The organism is Paraburkholderia megapolitana (assembly GCF_007556815.1).
Taxonomy (GTDB): Bacteria; Pseudomonadota; Gammaproteobacteria; order Burkholderiales; family Burkholderiaceae; genus Paraburkholderia; species Paraburkholderia megapolitana.
Genome location: NZ_CP041745.1, coordinates 1,884,521 through 1,899,083, shown reverse-complemented (window position 1 = coordinate 1,899,083; position 14,563 = coordinate 1,884,521). Strand labels below are relative to the sequence as shown.

Genomic DNA, 14,563 nt, shown 5'->3' with positions numbered 1-14,563 from the left:
GGTGACCGACGAACGGCGGAAGCAGAACGTTATCACGGCTGCGCGGCTTTCGGTTTCGCCGCCGGACGCTTCGTGGCACGGCGCTTCGCCGCCGGAGCAGCGGGCACGTCAAGTGCTACTCCTGCAGCAGATGCAGCCGCAGCGGTCGGCTCGCGCGCAGATCCGAACCATGCGTCGAGCGCGGTATCCACGAGCTTGTCGGGCGGCGTGCGCGGAAACGCTGCACACGTCAGATGCAACGCCACGATGCCGTGCAAGGTCGCCCATAGCGCTTCGGCCCAGCTCTGAGCATCAGCGGATGCCGGCAGGCGCCCCGCTGTCTTCATCTGCGCAAGCGCTTCGGCGAGCAGGCCAGACACGGTATCGCTGGAATGGTCTGCCGCCTGCGTCGCATCAACGGAGGCAGCATCGGCGTGCGCCGGATCTTCCATGAAGATCAACCGATAGGATTGCGGTTGCTCGATGCCGAATGCGACATAGACGCGACACAGGGCCTTCACGCGTTCGGTGGGATCGGCGATTGCCGCGAGCGGCGCGAAGCGTTCCAGCAATTGCGCATAGCCTTCGGCGCACAGCGCGCGAACGATCTGCTCGCGGCTGTCGAAGTGCAGATAGAGCGTCGCAGGGGCATAGCCGATTGCATCGGCGATCTTGCGCATCGACAGCGCGGCGAAACCGTCGCGCGTCACAATGAGTCGCGCTGCGTCGAGGATACGTTCGCGCAGCGGCTGCTTCTGACGGCGTTTTCGTTCGGGTGTGCCCATGTCGGGCATTGTCCGGTTGAGAAAGTGAAAGTCAACTTGTCGCGAGAACGACAGTCGAACTGGATGAACGGCTGCACCACGGCCGCGAGGCTAACTGGAGATTGCGTTATGGGAACCTATTTCGTTAAGGACCACGCCGTACCGGAACCACAAGCGGCAACGCAGTGGTTTACCTACGCCGGCGATCACGGCATCGAGATTTCGCGCGCGATCAACATCTGGGAAGACGCAGCAACCGACGAAGGCGCCAAAAGCCGCGACATCGTCGAGCGAGCGGGCATCCACATCGAATCTGGCGTCAAGTGATGACCGGCCGTTGAGCGCTCTACCAGGAGGACGCACCATATGAAACATCTTACGCGGCGCTTTCATCCGCCTACCCGCCTTGATATGGCCGCACGCGTACGCAACGGCGCATTCGGCGTGGCGATCGTCGTGGCCTGCGGTCTCGCGGCATGCGCATCGTCGAATACCACGTCGCTGATCAACCTGCCGGACGGCACGACCGGCTTCGCGGTGAACTGCAGCGGCGCGGACTCCGGATCGAGCTGGGCCTCCTGCTACGTGCAGGCCGGCACGGCGTGCGGCGCGGGTGGCTACGACATCGTGTCGAAAGATGGCGACCAGGGCGGCGCAGCGGGCGGCGGTGTCACCAACGTGGTGTCGGCGAACGTCAAGAACCGCTCGATGATCGTCCGCTGCAAATGAGCGTAGCGCTCAGTGATGCGCAGTGATCTTCAATGAGCCTGCATCTTCGAGAACAGGTTCAACACGACCACGCCCGCGACGATCAGACCAAGCCCCGCGATGGCAGGCAGATCCGGCACCTGCCTGTACATCACCATCGCCACCAGTGTGATCAGCACGATGCCGACACCCGACCAGATCGCATACACGATCCCGACCGGCACGCTACGCAGCGTCAGTGAAAGACAGTAGAACGAGATGCCATAGCCGATCACGACGAGCACAGCCGGCACGAGCCGCGTGAACCCCTCCGACGCACGCAGCGCCGAAGTCGCGATCACTTCGGCCACGATGGCGATCGCGAGCAACGCATAGGGAGGCACGCGCATTGGCTCAGACCTTTGCAAGCGCGAGCTTGCCGTAGTCGTGACCGAGGTGCGCGCACAGCGCTTCGACAACCAGCTCGTGGTCGCTTCGCTGCGGTAGACCCGACACCGTCACCGAGCCGATCACGCCGGCACTACTCACCGTCAATGGAAATGCGCCGCCATGCGACGCGTAATCGGCAAACGACAGGCCATGCTTTTCGGTAAGCGTCGAGCCCGCCTGCTGCATGCGCAAACCAACCGAGTACGAACTGCGCCGGAACTGCGCCACGACATTGCCTTTGCGGCGCGCCCAGTCGAGGTTGTCGGGCGTCGTTCCTTCGAGCGCGCTGAAAAACAGCTGCTGGCCAAACGTCCGGATGTCGATGACGAGGGCAAGTCCACGCGTTGTCGCCATATCGCGCAGCGCTACGCCGAATTGCCACGCGCGGTCGGTATCGAAATGGGGGAATACAAGCGCTTTTTCCTGCGCGGCAATCGACTGCAGATCGTGAGCGATATCCATGGGCACCGGGAACTCGAAGAAGAATGCGTTGCGTTTGCCTGATCGGAAAATCGATCCGTCAATCGCAGGTGAACGGAACGGCGATTCTAGCGCAGCCACTCGATGTGTCTTGCGCAGATCGGCCTCCTGTATGGTTTCTGGCGCCACGTGGCGCGAGAACATGCATGCTCGATGACATGTTCCTGTCAAAGGTGTTGCACGGGTATGCGAATTGTCCTATAATCTTTTCTTCGACGGACGCGGGGTGGAGCAGTCTGGCAGCTCGTCGGGCTCATAACCCGAAGGTCGTAGGTTCAAATCCTACCCCCGCAACCAAGCAGCATTGATGTTGAAAAACCGGTCGAAACAACAGCAAAGGCTTGCCACTCCGGCAGGCCTTTTTTGTTTTGTGCGCCGGATTTTCTGCATCGATCCTGCGCCGCGCGATCTCACCGCGCGCCGCTTATCGGCGAACGCCGCCGGATGATAAACTCGGCGTCACCCTTCTCTGCCGTCTCCCTATGAAATTCTGTTCCGTCTGCGGTCACGCGGTCAGTCTGAGCATTCCGCCCGGTGACAACCGCGAACGCTTCGTCTGCCCGCAATGCGGCACCGTGCACTATCAGAACCCGCGCAACGTGGTGGGCACCGTTCCCGTATGGGAAGACAAGGTGCTGCTATGCCGCCGCGCGATCGAGCCGCGCTACGGCTACTGGACGCTGCCCGCCGGTTTCATGGAGATGGGCGAAACGACTTCCGAAGCGGCCGCGCGCGAAACGCTCGAAGAAGCCGGCGCGCGCGTCGAAGTGCAGACGCTGTTCTCGCTGCTCAACGTGCCGCACGTTCACCAGGTGCATCTGTTCTATCTCGCGCGGCTGCTCGATATCGACATCGCAGCCGGCGAGGAAAGTCTGGAAGTACGCCTCTTCGAAGAACACGAAATCCCCTGGAACGACATCGCGTTTCCGACTGTCGGCCAGACACTGCGCTTTTTCTTCGCCGATCGCACGACCGGCAACTACGGTCTGCATACGGGCGACATCTTCCGTTCGCTGCGCGAAGGCTGACCGGCGCGAGCATGGTTCCCTGGCTCGGACCCGACGATCCGTTCCCCTCCGTCGAGCGCGCGCTCGGCGCGACGAGCGGTGCGCCGGGGCTGCTTGCGGCGAGCGCCGACCTGCTGCCGTCGCGGCTCATCGATGCCTACCGGCGCGGCATCTTCCCGTGGTATTCGGACGGCCAGCCGGTGCTCTGGTGGAGCCCCGATCCGCGGATGGTGCTGCGTCCGCAGGAATTCAAGGTTTCGCCGTCGCTTAAAAAGACACTACGCCGCGTGCTACGCGACGATGCGTGGGAAATTCGTGTCGATCACGATTTCGTCGCCGTGATGCGCGCCTGCGCGCAGACGCCGCGGCGCGACCAGCGCGGCACCTGGATCACCGCCGACGTCGTCGATGCCTACGCATCGTTGCATCGTCGGGGCGACGCGCACAGCATAGAAACCTGGCACGACGGCCGGCGCGTGGGCGGACTCTACGGGGTGTCGTTCGGGCACATGTTCTTCGGCGAATCGATGTTCGCCGAAGCCACCGATGCCTCGAAAATCGCGCTCTCCGCGCTCGTCGCGCACTTGCGACGTCACGATATAGAAATGATAGACTGCCAGCAGAACACGTCGCATCTGGCGTCGCTGGGCGGCCGCGAGATAGCACGCAAGGCGTTCGTCGCGCATGTTCGCGCGTCTGTCGATGCTGCGCCGATTCCGTGGCGTTTCGACAAGACCGTACTGTCCGACGTCGTCGCGCACGCGGCGTGATGGACGAATCCGCGCCGGCGTGCTGACCGGACCACCTGCAGCGACGGATTTGCTACGTACTGAGACGCTTCGAGAGCTGCCAACGTGACTCACCCCAATGAGCTGCCGCTTTCACCGCTTTCCGCGCTGCAATTCTATGCAACGGCGCCTTACCCTTGCAGTTATCTGGAAGGACGTATCGCCCGCTCGCAGGTCGCCACTCCCAGCCATCTGATCAACTCCGACGTCTACACCGATCTCGTCAAGGCCGGTTTCCGGCGCTCCGGTGTGTTCACCTATCGCCCCTACTGTGACGGCTGCCGTGCATGCGTACCCGTGCGCGTGCCGGTCGATGCGTTCGAGCCAAACCGCACCCAGCGCCGCATATGGAAAAAGCATGGCGAACTCGTCGCCACGGTCGCACCGCTGCACTACGACGAAGAGCACTATGCGCTGTACATGCGCTACCAGTCCGCGCGGCACGCGGGCGGCGGCATGGATCGCGACAGCCGCGACCAGTACGAGCAGTTTCTGCTGCAAAGCCGGATCAATTCGCGCCTCGTCGAATTCCGCGAGCCGATTCCCGATCACCCGCAGGCGCCGGGCATCCTGCGGATGATCAGCATGATCGACATCCTCGGTGATGGGCTGTCGTCGGTGTATACGTTTTTCGAGCCCGACACGCCGCACACGAGTTTCGGCACCTACAACATCCTCTGGCAGATCGAACAGGCGCGCAGCCTGAAGCTGCCGTATGTGTATCTCGGCTACTGGATACGCGAAAGCCCAAAAATGGCGTACAAGGCGAATTTCCGGCCGCTCGAAGGGCTCTTCGACGGTGTGTGGAAACCGCTCGATACCGCGCACGTCGAGCTACCGCCCGTCGATGCGGCGTTGCACGGCCGGCGCGGTCCGGTGCGCTTCTAATTTCACGCGCGGCCGGCCGGTACGCCAATGCCGGTAAAATAGCGGGTTCCCATTTTCCAGCCGCTCCGGCTCCGCCCCGTGTTCAGTTCCCTCTACCCGCTCGTACGCGCCCAACTCTTTCGCATGGACGCGGAAGACGCTCACCATCTGACGCTCAAGCTGCTCGGCGCCGCCGGTCGCACCGGCCTCGCGCGTACGCTGGCGCCGCGCATACCCGATGCACCGCGCACCGTGATGGGCCTGAACTTCCGAAATCCGGTCGGTCTCGCGGCCGGGCTCGACAAGGACGGCGCGTGTGTCGATGGCCTCGCGGCGCTCGGCTTCGGTTTCATCGAAGTGGGTACCGTGACGCCGCGCGCGCAGCCAGGTAACCCAAGGCCGCGCATGTTCCGGCTGCCGCAGGCGAACGCGCTGATCAACCGGATGGGCTTCAACAACGCCGGAGTCGACCAGTTCGTGCGGAACGTGCAGGCCGCCCGCTATCGCGGGGTGCTTGGTCTGAACATCGGCAAGAACGCCGACACGCCGATCGAGCGCGCGGCCGAAGACTATCTGTACTGTCTCGAGCGCGTGTATCCGTTCGCGAGTTACGTGACGATCAATATCTCGTCGCCGAACACGAAGAACCTGCGCCAGTTGCAGGGCGCCGGCGAACTCGATGCGTTGCTCGCCGCGCTGAAGGACAAGCAGCAACGTCTCGCCGATCTGCATGGCAAGCTCGTGCCGCTCGCCCTGAAGATCGCGCCCGATCTCGACGATGAACAGATCAAGTCGATTGCGGGCACGTTGTTGCAACATGGATTCGAAGGCGTGATCGCGACCAATACGACGCTTGCGCGCAATGCTGTCGCCGGCCTGCCGCACGCCGACGAAGCCGGCGGCCTCTCCGGCCGGCCGGTGTTCGATGCATCGAACGAAGTCATCCGCAAGCTGCGCAGCGAGGTCGGCGAGACCGTGCCGATCATCGGTGTCGGCGGTATTTTCTCCGGCGACGATGCGCGCGCGAAACTGGCCGCGGGTGCGTCGCTGGTGCAGCTCTATACGGGGTTCATCTATCGCGGGCCATCGCTCGTTGCTGAATGCGCGCAGGCGTTGGCGCGTGTCTAGTGGCGGGTGGTGTCCGCGTGTCGCGACGATGCCTGGGCTTGCCCGCTAGCTAGATGCGGCATGGGCAACGCGCGCGAACGTGTTGAACTTGCGGATTCAGCACCTCGCGCGCAATGAAGAGCCGCTTTAACCAAACGCGCTCGCCACGATCCGCGCGGCCGCTGCAAGCACACCACTGTGCACCTTCTCATCTTCACTGCCCTGCGTGTAATAGAGCGCGAGCACGATTGGCGCGCCCGTCGGCCGCCACAGCACGCCGATGTCGTTCGCTGTGCCATGCTCGCCGGTGCCGGTCTTGTCGGCAACCTGCCAGTCCGCCGGCACCCCCGCGCGAATACGCTGATCGCCGAGCCGGTTCGCGCGCAGCCAGGCGGTGAGTTGTGTGCGCTGCGCCTGCGGCAGGCTCTCTCCGAGCACTAGCGTTTGCAGGCTCAGCGCCATCGAAGCAGGCGTTGCGGTATCGCGTGTGTCGCCCGGTATCGCCGTGTTCAATGTGGTTTCCGTGCGATCGAGATGAAACGACTCGTTACCGATCGAGCGTGCATACGCTGTCACTTCGGCCGGTCCACCGAGCACCTTGATCAACAGGTTGGCCGCGGTGTTGTCGCTGATCTGGAGGGTCGCAGCGCACAACTCCCCGACGGTCATGCCTTCGGCGAGGTGCTTTGTCGTCAGCGGCGAGCTACTGACCAGATCGCTCGCGGCATACCGGATGCGCCGCTGCATCAGGCCGCTATCCTGCGTGCTTCGCGCGAGGATCGCCGCACTCAGTATCAGCTTGAAGGTACTGCAGAACGGAAACCGCTCTTCCGCGCGATAGCCGATACGCTCGCCGCTCGCGGTATTCAACGCCGACACGCCGAGACGACCGCCCGAGCTTCGTTCGAGTTCGGCCAGCAGTGTTTCGGCAGAAGCTGAAGTTGAGCTTGCGGACATCGATGCGGCTGCCCTGGCACTGACAGCGAATGTCAGAGGAAGTGTGGCAGCGGTGAGCAGCAGCGTACGGCGCCTTGCTGAATGGATCATGAAGAGTCGTCCCGGTTCTGGATGGAGGGTTGAAGCGCGTTACCGAGACGCAAATATCCTCTGCTTCACGAGCACCGACAAACGACGATATTTATCAGAAGGCGATAGAAAATCTTGTACATGGCTCACCGCGCGGACGTGACCGTTGCCCGCGGAAACGCAAACGGCACGGGTACACCCGTGCCGTAAGTAAGTCCTGCTAGCGCAAAACCCGCAGCTTAACGCGCTGCCAACGGCGCGCTAGCCGCCACCGCATCGAGCGCCACTCCGAAACGATCGAAACGCGGCTTGTAGAAATGATCGGGGTCCAGCGAAAACGCCACCCGACGCGTGCGGCCCATCAACTCCTTGCGCGGGAAAAAACCGAAGTAACGCGAATCGGCGCTGTCGTCGCGATTGTCGCCGAGCATCAGATATTCGCCGGCCGGCACGACCAGCGGGCCGAACGAACGGCGCGGGCTCGGTGCATCTTCGGACAGCCGCATCGCATGCGCGACGCCGTCGAAACGCTCGACGTAATACTCACCTGGCGAACCTGCATCATTGGCAAGCGGACCGATACCAAGCGGTTGATAATCGGCACGCACGCCGTTCACGTACAGCACGTTGTCGCGCAATGCGATGCGGTCGCCGGGCAAACCGATCAGACGCTTGACGATCAGATCGTGCGCCGCCGAAGAATCGATCGTCACGATATCGCCGCGCTGCGGATCGTGCAGATGCGCAATGGCGATATGCGTAAGCGGCACGCGCAGATCGTAGGCCATCTTGTCGACGAAGATGCGGTCGCCTAGACGAATGGTCGGTAGCATCGAGCCGCTCGGCACGACATTCCAGTCGGCCACCGCGCTGCGAAACAGCACCATCAGAACGAGAAAAGCGACGAGACTCCGGTACTCGCGCCACAACCTGGCCAGCATGCGCATCGGGAACAGCTCCTGCGAAAATATAAACAGCACAAGGCAATTGAAAGCATCGCTGGCCGCGCTATAGCGTCAATGCGCGACCCATGCTTCTGCCGGTGCAAATCGTATCATCGCCCGTGACGTTGCGCCGCGAGGCCGGCGTTGCGTGCGCAATCAATGCCGGGCGCTGCGCCAACTCGCTCAGTCAGCGGCGAACCGCACACCGAGCGCTGCGCGCGCAGCATCGGCCATCGCAATCATCTGTAGCGACACCGCGTGCGTCATCACCGGGCTCTCGGTTTCTCCGGCACGTATCAGTTCGCAGAAGTGCGCGGTTTCGTAGTTGAGGCCGCCGCCTTCAAACGGCGCATCGAGTTCGACGACGCGCCCATCCGCATAGCGAATGGTCGCGCGCGTCGGGTTCCACCAGTTCTCGTGAATCGTCACGTGACCGCCCGGAGCGGCAATCAACGCATCGCCCTTGCCATACAGATCGAGCCCGCAAAAGAGCTGCGAAATACCGCGTTCGTGCTGACTGTTGAGACTCGCGAAAAGGTCGACACCGGTCGTACCAACCCGGCCGAGCGTCTGCACGTCGAGCGGCGCGCCGAGCCAGTCGACGGCGAGAAACATTTCATAGATGCCGATATCGAGCAGTGCGCCGCCCGCCTGTTCAAACGACAGCGACGGATGATCGTCCGGTACGCCCGGCACGGCGCAGCCGGCACGCACGAGTCCCGGCACGCCGATCGGATCGGCGGAAAGATGCGCGCGCAACTGACGGTAAAGCGGATAGAACGGCGGCTTCATCGCTTCCATGAAGAGCCGTTGTGTGCGGCGCGCCGTCGCGACGACGCGCTCGAGCTGCGCGGCGTTGACGGTCGCCGGTTTTTCGCACAGCACGTGGCGGCCGGCTTCGAGCGCGGCGATCGCGTAATCGGCGTGGCTGTCCTGCATCGTTGCGATATAGACGGCGTCGATGCCGCTGTCGAGCAGCGCCGCGAAGCTCGCACACGCCGCGCCGCCGAACTCCTGCGCAAACGCGGCCGCCGGTTCGGGGCGGCGCGACCAGACGGCGGCGAGCTGCGTGCCCCCACATGGGCGAGGCTCTGGGCAAAGCGTCGCGCGATGCGGCCGGTGCCGACAATCCCCCAGCGGATTACGGTAGTGTCATTCATCGATCGTTCGGGTCCTGGTGCGATTAGTGGCAGGCCCGTATTGTCGCGCATCCAGGCGGCGACACCTGCGCTACGGGTTCACGGCCGACCGATCGCTACGTCGATGACCTCTACCCGCCACCGGCTACTAACCCCGCGTTCAACGATGCGGCGGGTCCGCCGCCAGGGCACCCGCCACGTCCTCCACCGTAGAGTCGATCAACGCCCGCATGGCCGTCTCCGCCTCTTTCGGATCGCGCCGCTCGATCGCCTCGACGACGCGACCGTGCGTGCGCACTGCGGTCTCCCACACGCGATCCTTGTGATAGATGGTCTGACCGACCGCGGACAACGCGCCGCGCACGATCGCCGCCATCTGACCGAAGAACTGGTTGCCGCTCGCGATCACGATACGTGTGTGCAGCAGCTCGTCCGCAGACTGATACCCGGGCTCGCCCGGACGAATTGCGCAAAATGCATCGTACGCATCGCGAATCGCCGCGATCTCGGCGGCGCTGCCACGCGCGGCCGCCTGCGCCGCGGCGCGCGGCTCGATCAGGATGCGGAATTCGATCACGTCGCGTAAAAACAGCGGATCGGGCTTCGCGCGAAAGCGCCAGCTGACGACGTCCTCGTCGATCATCCGCCAGTCGTGCATCGGCTTGATGCGCGTGCCGACTTTGGGACGCACGTCGAGCATGTCGCGTGCGAGCAGCATCGACAGTGCCTCGCGCATGACGGTCCGGCTCACGTCGAACTCTTTCGACAGCACATCCTGGGGCGGTAGTATGGCCCCGTACTTCTCCTCGACAATGCCGGTGACCAGTCCGTCCATCACCCTGCTGACCAGCGAGCGGTCTTTATTGCTGTGTTCCATGACACCCTCCCCGATACGGCGCTGTCGCCTGTGTAGTCCTGCTAATCCCTGCGCCCTCGTTATGTCTTATGCGGCTTGTCGATACGTTGCTTGCACAAATACCGTTGCGCCAGTTGGGAAACGTCCTGACAGGGTTATCCCTCTGAGGAATTGTTTCGTCTATGTAACGTCCTTGCCTGCAAAACGCACAAACTGGCCTGGCGAACGCACCGCTGTGGGGAAAGTTGTCTCGCGCACGCCACACGCCGCCGCTGCCCGGGCTCACGCGTCGCTCAACCCGCCGGATGCGCCACCGACCCATAACGTCCCGCGAAAAAAACCAGTGGCGCCTGCTCGCCGAGCGAAAACAGCCGCACCTCACCGACAAACAACGTGTGATCGCCGCACGGATGCCGGTCGACAATGCGCGTGGCAAACCGGGCAAGCGCATGCTCGAGCAGCGCAACCTCCGGCATCCCCTCTACCGACGCAAAGCGCGGCGCGAAAGAGCTCTGAAGCTCGCCGGCGAAGTGCCGGCTATGCGGCTCCTGCTCATTCGACAGCACGCTGACACCGAAGCTCGTGGCACGCATCAACCGCTCGTGCATGCGCGCCCGCGTGCCGACCGACACGACGACCAGCGGCGGCTTCAGCGAGCCCGACATGAACGCGTTCGCGGTCATCGCGTGCAGCGTTGCGCCGCTGCCCGCGGAGATCACCACGACGCCGGTCGCAAAGCGCCCCAGTGCATGGCGAAAGCGCCGTTCGTCGAAGCCTGGCGTGCCGTCGTCGGCGCCGGGCTCGACGTCCGCGCACGCATCACGGGAGGGCAGCAGCCGGGCGTTCATTGGCTGTCTCCTGGTCGTGTTCGACGCGGCCGTATTGATCGTCGAAACGCACGATGTCGTCTTCGCCGAGATACGAACCCGATTGCACCTCGATGATTTCGAGCGGCGTCTTGCCCGGATTCTCGAGCCGGTGCGTGGTGCCGAGCGGGATATAGGTGGATTCGTTCTCCGACAGCAGAAACGACTCGGTGCCGCGCGTCACGCGCGCGGTGCCGCGCACGACGACCCAATGCTCGGCGCGATGATGATGCATCTGCAGCGACAGCCGGCCGCCTGGATTCACCACGATGCGCTTCACCTGGAAGCGGTTCCCGTGTTCAAGCGAATCGTAGTAGCCCCAGGGCCGCCGCACCTTGCGATGATCCTGCGCTTCGTTACGCTGCTCCGCCTTCAACCTGCCGACGATCGCCTTCACGTCCTGCACCCGGTCCTTCGCCGCGACGAGGACCGCGTCCGCGGTCTCGACCACGACGACGTTCGTCAGACCGACGCAGGCCACGAGGCGCCCGTCGGAATGCACAAAGCTGTCCGTCGTGCCTTCGAACAGCACCGGCCCGCGCGCGGCGTTTCCGGCCGCGTCCTTCTCCGATACCTGCCATACCGCGTCCCACGCACCGACGTCGGACCAGCCGGCCACCAATGGCACCACGACACCCGCTACGCCCGCGAGCCGCGCTTCGGTACCGATGCGCTCCATCACCGCGTAGTCGATCGAGTCCGACGGGCATGCGGCGAAGGCCGCGCGATCCAGATGCAGCGTGCCGTCGCGAGCGGTCGACGCGTTGCGACAGGCCGCCGCGCATGCGGCTGCGAGTGCCGGGCGGCAGGTGTCGATCGCAGCCAGCCAGACCGATGCGCGCACAACGAACACGCCACTGTTCCACCAGTACTCACCCGACGCGACGTAACGCGCAGCGAGTTCGCTGTCGGGCTTCTCGACGAAGCGTCCGATCGTGCGCGCTCCGTTTGCGTCGAGTACGTTGCCGGTACGGATGTAGCCGTAGCCGGTTTCGGCGTGCGTCGGCGGCACGCCGAGCGTGACGATCGCGCCGCGGGCCGCGTGTACGACTGCCTGTGCCAGTGCGGCGGCGAACGCGGCGCGATCGGCAATCAGATGATCGGCGGGTGTCACGACCAGAACGGGGTCGTCGCTCAGACCGCGTTCCGCCTGCGCGGCGAGCGCCGTCAGTGCCGCCACCGTCAGCGCAGGCGCGGTGTTGCGCGCGGCCGGCTCGAGCACGATGCGCGCGCCGGCGTCGCATCGCGCGAGCCGCTCGGCGGTCAGCAGGTGCAACGCTTCGCTGCAGATCACGAGCGGCGCACATAACGTCATCGGTAGCTGCGTGGCTCCATGTTTGGCAGCGGCCATGCCGGCGCGGGCGGTGCCCATAGCCTCGGCAACGCGGCGCACGGTCGCCTCTAGCAGCGACTCGTCGTCGAGCAGGTCGATCAGCTGCTTCGGGCTACGTTCGCGCGACAGCGGCCATAGCCGCGTGCCCGAGCCGCCCGCCAGAATGACCGGCTGCACGACAAGCTGCGCAACATCGGTCGGGTCGTCGAGTTCGGGTGTACAGGGTTCTGCGATCCGGTTCATCGTGGGTTCCATCTTGTCTGGGTACGGGGGTGGGTCGCGTCGTGCGGCGCGCAACCGGTATGCGGTCGACTGGCAGTCGTGCGGAGATTCATGGGCTGACTCCGTCAAACCAGTTCGGCGCGGCAGCGGACGGCCCAGGTGTCGACGCCCCCTCCTGGAGGATCCGCGCGCCTGGCCGCGATGCGTGCAGCGTGTGTGGCGCGGTATGGCCGATTACATCGGCGCACAACCAGCGTTGCGCATCGGCCATCGCCGCTTCGCGAGCAGGCCGCGTGAACAGCGCGTGATCGAGCTTCGGCAGCGTCACCGCCCTGATGCGCGGATAGCGGCGCAACCCACCCAGCCGCGGACCGAACTGAACGCGTGCCTCGTCGAGCCCGACATCGAATTCGCCATACACGAGCCGCAGTTGCACGCCTTTGGTGTGAATCGTCCGCAGCAGCGTTCTGACTTCGTTGAGCGCGACCGGCCAGCCGGTACGATCTTCGATCCAGCCGGACATCGCGAGCCAGCCGCGACGCGCAATCCGCCTGCCGAGCACCGCCGCGACACGCAACGGATGACTCTGCCGACGCAACGCACGCAGCCACTTTCCCGGCGTCAGCGCCGCGCGCCAGTACACCCTCGACGAAGCAAACTGATGCACGCCTGGCGTGCGCGCAGCCCCGTCCCACACGAACTTCTGCAAGTTGACGCCAAACGCGCCAACCACCTTTGGATGCCGTGCACAGACCTGCAGTCCGACAAACGCGCCGCCGCACACGCCGAACGTCGCGACGCTCGCGTAACCGTGCGCGACAAGCCAGTCGGCGCCGGCCATCGCATCGCGACAGGCAGCTTCCGAATAGACCGAGTCGAGCGTGATCGTGTCGGCGGCCGGTTGCGCGTCGCCGAGGCCGCCCAGGTCCATCCGTAGCGAAGCAATGCCGAGCGCGGCGAGCTGTCGCGCAAACAGCACGAAAATGCGGCCGTCGCCGATGTGATGGCTTGCGCCTGTGTTGAAGAACAGCACAGCGGGCGCGTCGGCACGTGGCGTCGCAGGCTCGCAGTAGATACCGAAGTACGGACCGAAGACGATCGGGCGTTCGGTAGCGGCTTCGGTGGGGAGCGGGAGTAGCGCTTCGTCTGGTATGTCTGCGTGAACCGCGTGATCGTGGGTCGCATGCTTGGGCGCATGTTTAGACGCACCCTGCGCGAGCCATCCCGCCACGCGCCCAAACGCGTCGACGGGTTCTTCGCTGTAAAGCGCTTCGATCATGAAGCGGTCGCACTCGTCGAAGTCCTTTCGTTCAACCTCGACGCCATGCTGCGTATAGTGCGCGGCCAGCGCCGCCGCCCGGCTGCGATCATTCGATCCAAGCAGCAGCACACGCGCAGCAGGCGCGAGCGTGTCGCGTTGCAAGTCGATCTCGCTGAGCCGCGCAATGTCGTCGCCGTGCAAACCGAAGCCGAACGCTTCGACATAGCTATCGCGTTCATCGAGCGGATCGGCGTTCATGCCGGCGGGCGTGCTCAACCAGCTTTGCCTGTGCGCACGCAGCTCGCGCAGATAGTTGCGCCCGAGCATCGCAGGGGCGAGCAGCACAAGCGCATCGATATCGCCGGCCTGTTGCGCGGCCAGTGCCGCGAGCGTCGCGCCAAGGCGCAAGCCCACCAGCGATACGCGCGTCACACCGGTCCACTCGCGTAAGCGCCGCGTGGCGGCCACGATGCTGTCAATCCATGCGGCAACGCGCTGCGGATCGTCTTCGAAACCGGCGGAATCGCCCGTACCTGGATAGTCGAAACGCAGCACCGGTATCCCGGCCGCTGCGAGCCGTTCCGCGAGCTTGCGCCAGCCGCGATGCGTGCACAGCGCGTCATAGCCGAACGGATTGCACAGGACGACGCCCTGCTCGCCGGCCGCCGGATGCAGCCAGCCGAAGCAGCCGCCGAAGACGACTGGTCTCATTGATGGTCCCCCACGCAATAGTTGAATAGTTGGTTTGGGCGCAGCGCGCCTGATCGTGACGGTCATTTAATCAACG

15 protein-coding genes, 1 tRNA gene and 1 pseudogene are annotated in these 14,563 nt (G+C 64.3%); 7 read left to right on the top strand and 10 right to left on the bottom strand.

What is annotated here, in order from left to right:
- Nucleotides 1-32: 32 nt before the first annotated feature.
- A complete protein-coding gene (locus tag FNZ07_RS21895) occupies nt 33-764 on the bottom strand; it encodes a TetR/AcrR family transcriptional regulator (protein WP_091016297.1) in 732 nt (243 codons plus the stop codon).
- A 108-nt stretch (nt 765-872) separates the two neighbouring features.
- Here FNZ07_RS21895 and FNZ07_RS21890 point away from each other — a divergent pair, with 108 nt between their 5' ends.
- Together FNZ07_RS21890 and FNZ07_RS21885 are read left to right on the top strand one after the other, a co-directional pair.
- Nucleotides 873-1,070 (top strand): hypothetical protein, encoded by a 198-nt coding sequence (locus FNZ07_RS21890; RefSeq protein WP_091016295.1) that lies wholly within the window; start codon nt 873-875, stop codon nt 1,068-1,070.
- 84 nt (nt 1,071-1,154) lie between these two features.
- Complete coding sequence (locus FNZ07_RS21885; RefSeq protein WP_245811651.1) at nt 1,155-1,472, top strand: hypothetical protein; 318 nt, start codon at nt 1,155-1,157, stop codon at nt 1,470-1,472.
- Between the two features lie 29 nt (nt 1,473-1,501).
- Here FNZ07_RS21885 and FNZ07_RS21880 read toward each other — a convergent pair whose 3' ends face one another.
- The gene (locus FNZ07_RS21880; RefSeq protein ID WP_372342643.1) at nt 1,502-1,834 is read right to left on the bottom strand and encodes a DMT family transporter; all 333 of its coding nucleotides are present in this window, start codon (nt 1,832-1,834) and stop codon (nt 1,502-1,504) included.
- Nucleotides 1,835-1,844: 10 nt separating this feature from the next.
- Nucleotides 1,845-2,342 (bottom strand): heme-degrading domain-containing protein, encoded by a 498-nt coding sequence (locus FNZ07_RS21875; protein WP_091016872.1) that lies wholly within the window; start codon nt 2,340-2,342, stop codon nt 1,845-1,847.
- Between the two features lie 238 nt (nt 2,343-2,580).
- On the opposite strand from FNZ07_RS21875, the gene FNZ07_RS21870 reads away from it, so the two are divergent.
- From FNZ07_RS21870 to FNZ07_RS21850, 5 genes are all read left to right on the top strand, one after another.
- Nucleotides 2,581-2,657 (top strand) — tRNA-Met (locus FNZ07_RS21870).
- 185 nt (nt 2,658-2,842) lie between these two features.
- Entirely contained in the window at nt 2,843-3,388 is a 546-nt protein-coding gene (locus FNZ07_RS21865; RefSeq protein ID WP_091016288.1) for an NUDIX hydrolase, read from the top strand.
- 11 nt (nt 3,389-3,399) lie between these two features.
- Entirely contained in the window at nt 3,400-4,137 is a 738-nt protein-coding gene (aat, locus tag FNZ07_RS21860) for a leucyl/phenylalanyl-tRNA--protein transferase (RefSeq protein WP_170275816.1), read from the top strand.
- Between the two features lie 84 nt (nt 4,138-4,221).
- Nucleotides 4,222-5,043, top strand: coding sequence for an arginyltransferase (locus FNZ07_RS21855; protein ID WP_091016286.1), 822 nt, complete (start codon nt 4,222-4,224; stop codon nt 5,041-5,043).
- A 78-nt stretch (nt 5,044-5,121) separates the two neighbouring features.
- Nucleotides 5,122-6,150 (top strand): quinone-dependent dihydroorotate dehydrogenase, encoded by a 1,029-nt coding sequence (locus FNZ07_RS21850; RefSeq protein ID WP_091016284.1) that lies wholly within the window; start codon nt 5,122-5,124, stop codon nt 6,148-6,150.
- Between the two features lie 126 nt (nt 6,151-6,276).
- On the opposite strand, the gene bla is transcribed toward FNZ07_RS21850, so the two are convergent.
- The 7 genes and pseudogenes from bla to FNZ07_RS21815 form a co-directional block, all read right to left on the bottom strand.
- Nucleotides 6,277-7,176, bottom strand: a complete 900-nt coding sequence (gene bla, locus FNZ07_RS21845; RefSeq protein ID WP_091016282.1) for a class A beta-lactamase — start codon at nt 7,174-7,176, stop codon at nt 6,277-6,279.
- 218 nt (nt 7,177-7,394) lie between these two features.
- Complete coding sequence (gene lepB / locus FNZ07_RS21840; RefSeq protein WP_091016280.1) at nt 7,395-8,102, bottom strand: signal peptidase I; 708 nt, start codon at nt 8,100-8,102, stop codon at nt 7,395-7,397.
- 180 nt (nt 8,103-8,282) lie between these two features.
- A pseudogene (locus FNZ07_RS21835) lies at nt 8,283-9,259 on the bottom strand (Gfo/Idh/MocA family protein).
- Between the two features lie 139 nt (nt 9,260-9,398).
- Nucleotides 9,399-10,115, bottom strand: coding sequence for a FadR/GntR family transcriptional regulator (locus FNZ07_RS21830; RefSeq protein ID WP_091016275.1), 717 nt, complete (start codon nt 10,113-10,115; stop codon nt 9,399-9,401).
- A 272-nt stretch (nt 10,116-10,387) separates the two neighbouring features.
- Complete coding sequence (locus FNZ07_RS21825; RefSeq protein ID WP_091016272.1) at nt 10,388-10,942, bottom strand: flavin reductase family protein; 555 nt, start codon at nt 10,940-10,942, stop codon at nt 10,388-10,390.
- Nucleotides 10,914-12,536 carry a mannose-1-phosphate guanylyltransferase/mannose-6-phosphate isomerase gene (locus FNZ07_RS21820; protein WP_091016270.1) on the bottom strand — a complete coding sequence of 541 codons (1,623 nt, stop codon included), beginning with the start codon at nt 12,534-12,536 and terminating at the stop codon, nt 10,914-10,916. Before FNZ07_RS21820 ends, FNZ07_RS21825 begins: the two co-directional genes overlap by 29 nt.
- Nucleotides 12,537-12,624: 88 nt before the next feature.
- Nucleotides 12,625-14,487, bottom strand: coding sequence for an alpha/beta hydrolase (locus FNZ07_RS21815; RefSeq protein WP_170275815.1), 1,863 nt, complete (start codon nt 14,485-14,487; stop codon nt 12,625-12,627).
- Nucleotides 14,488-14,563: the final 76 nt, after the last annotated feature.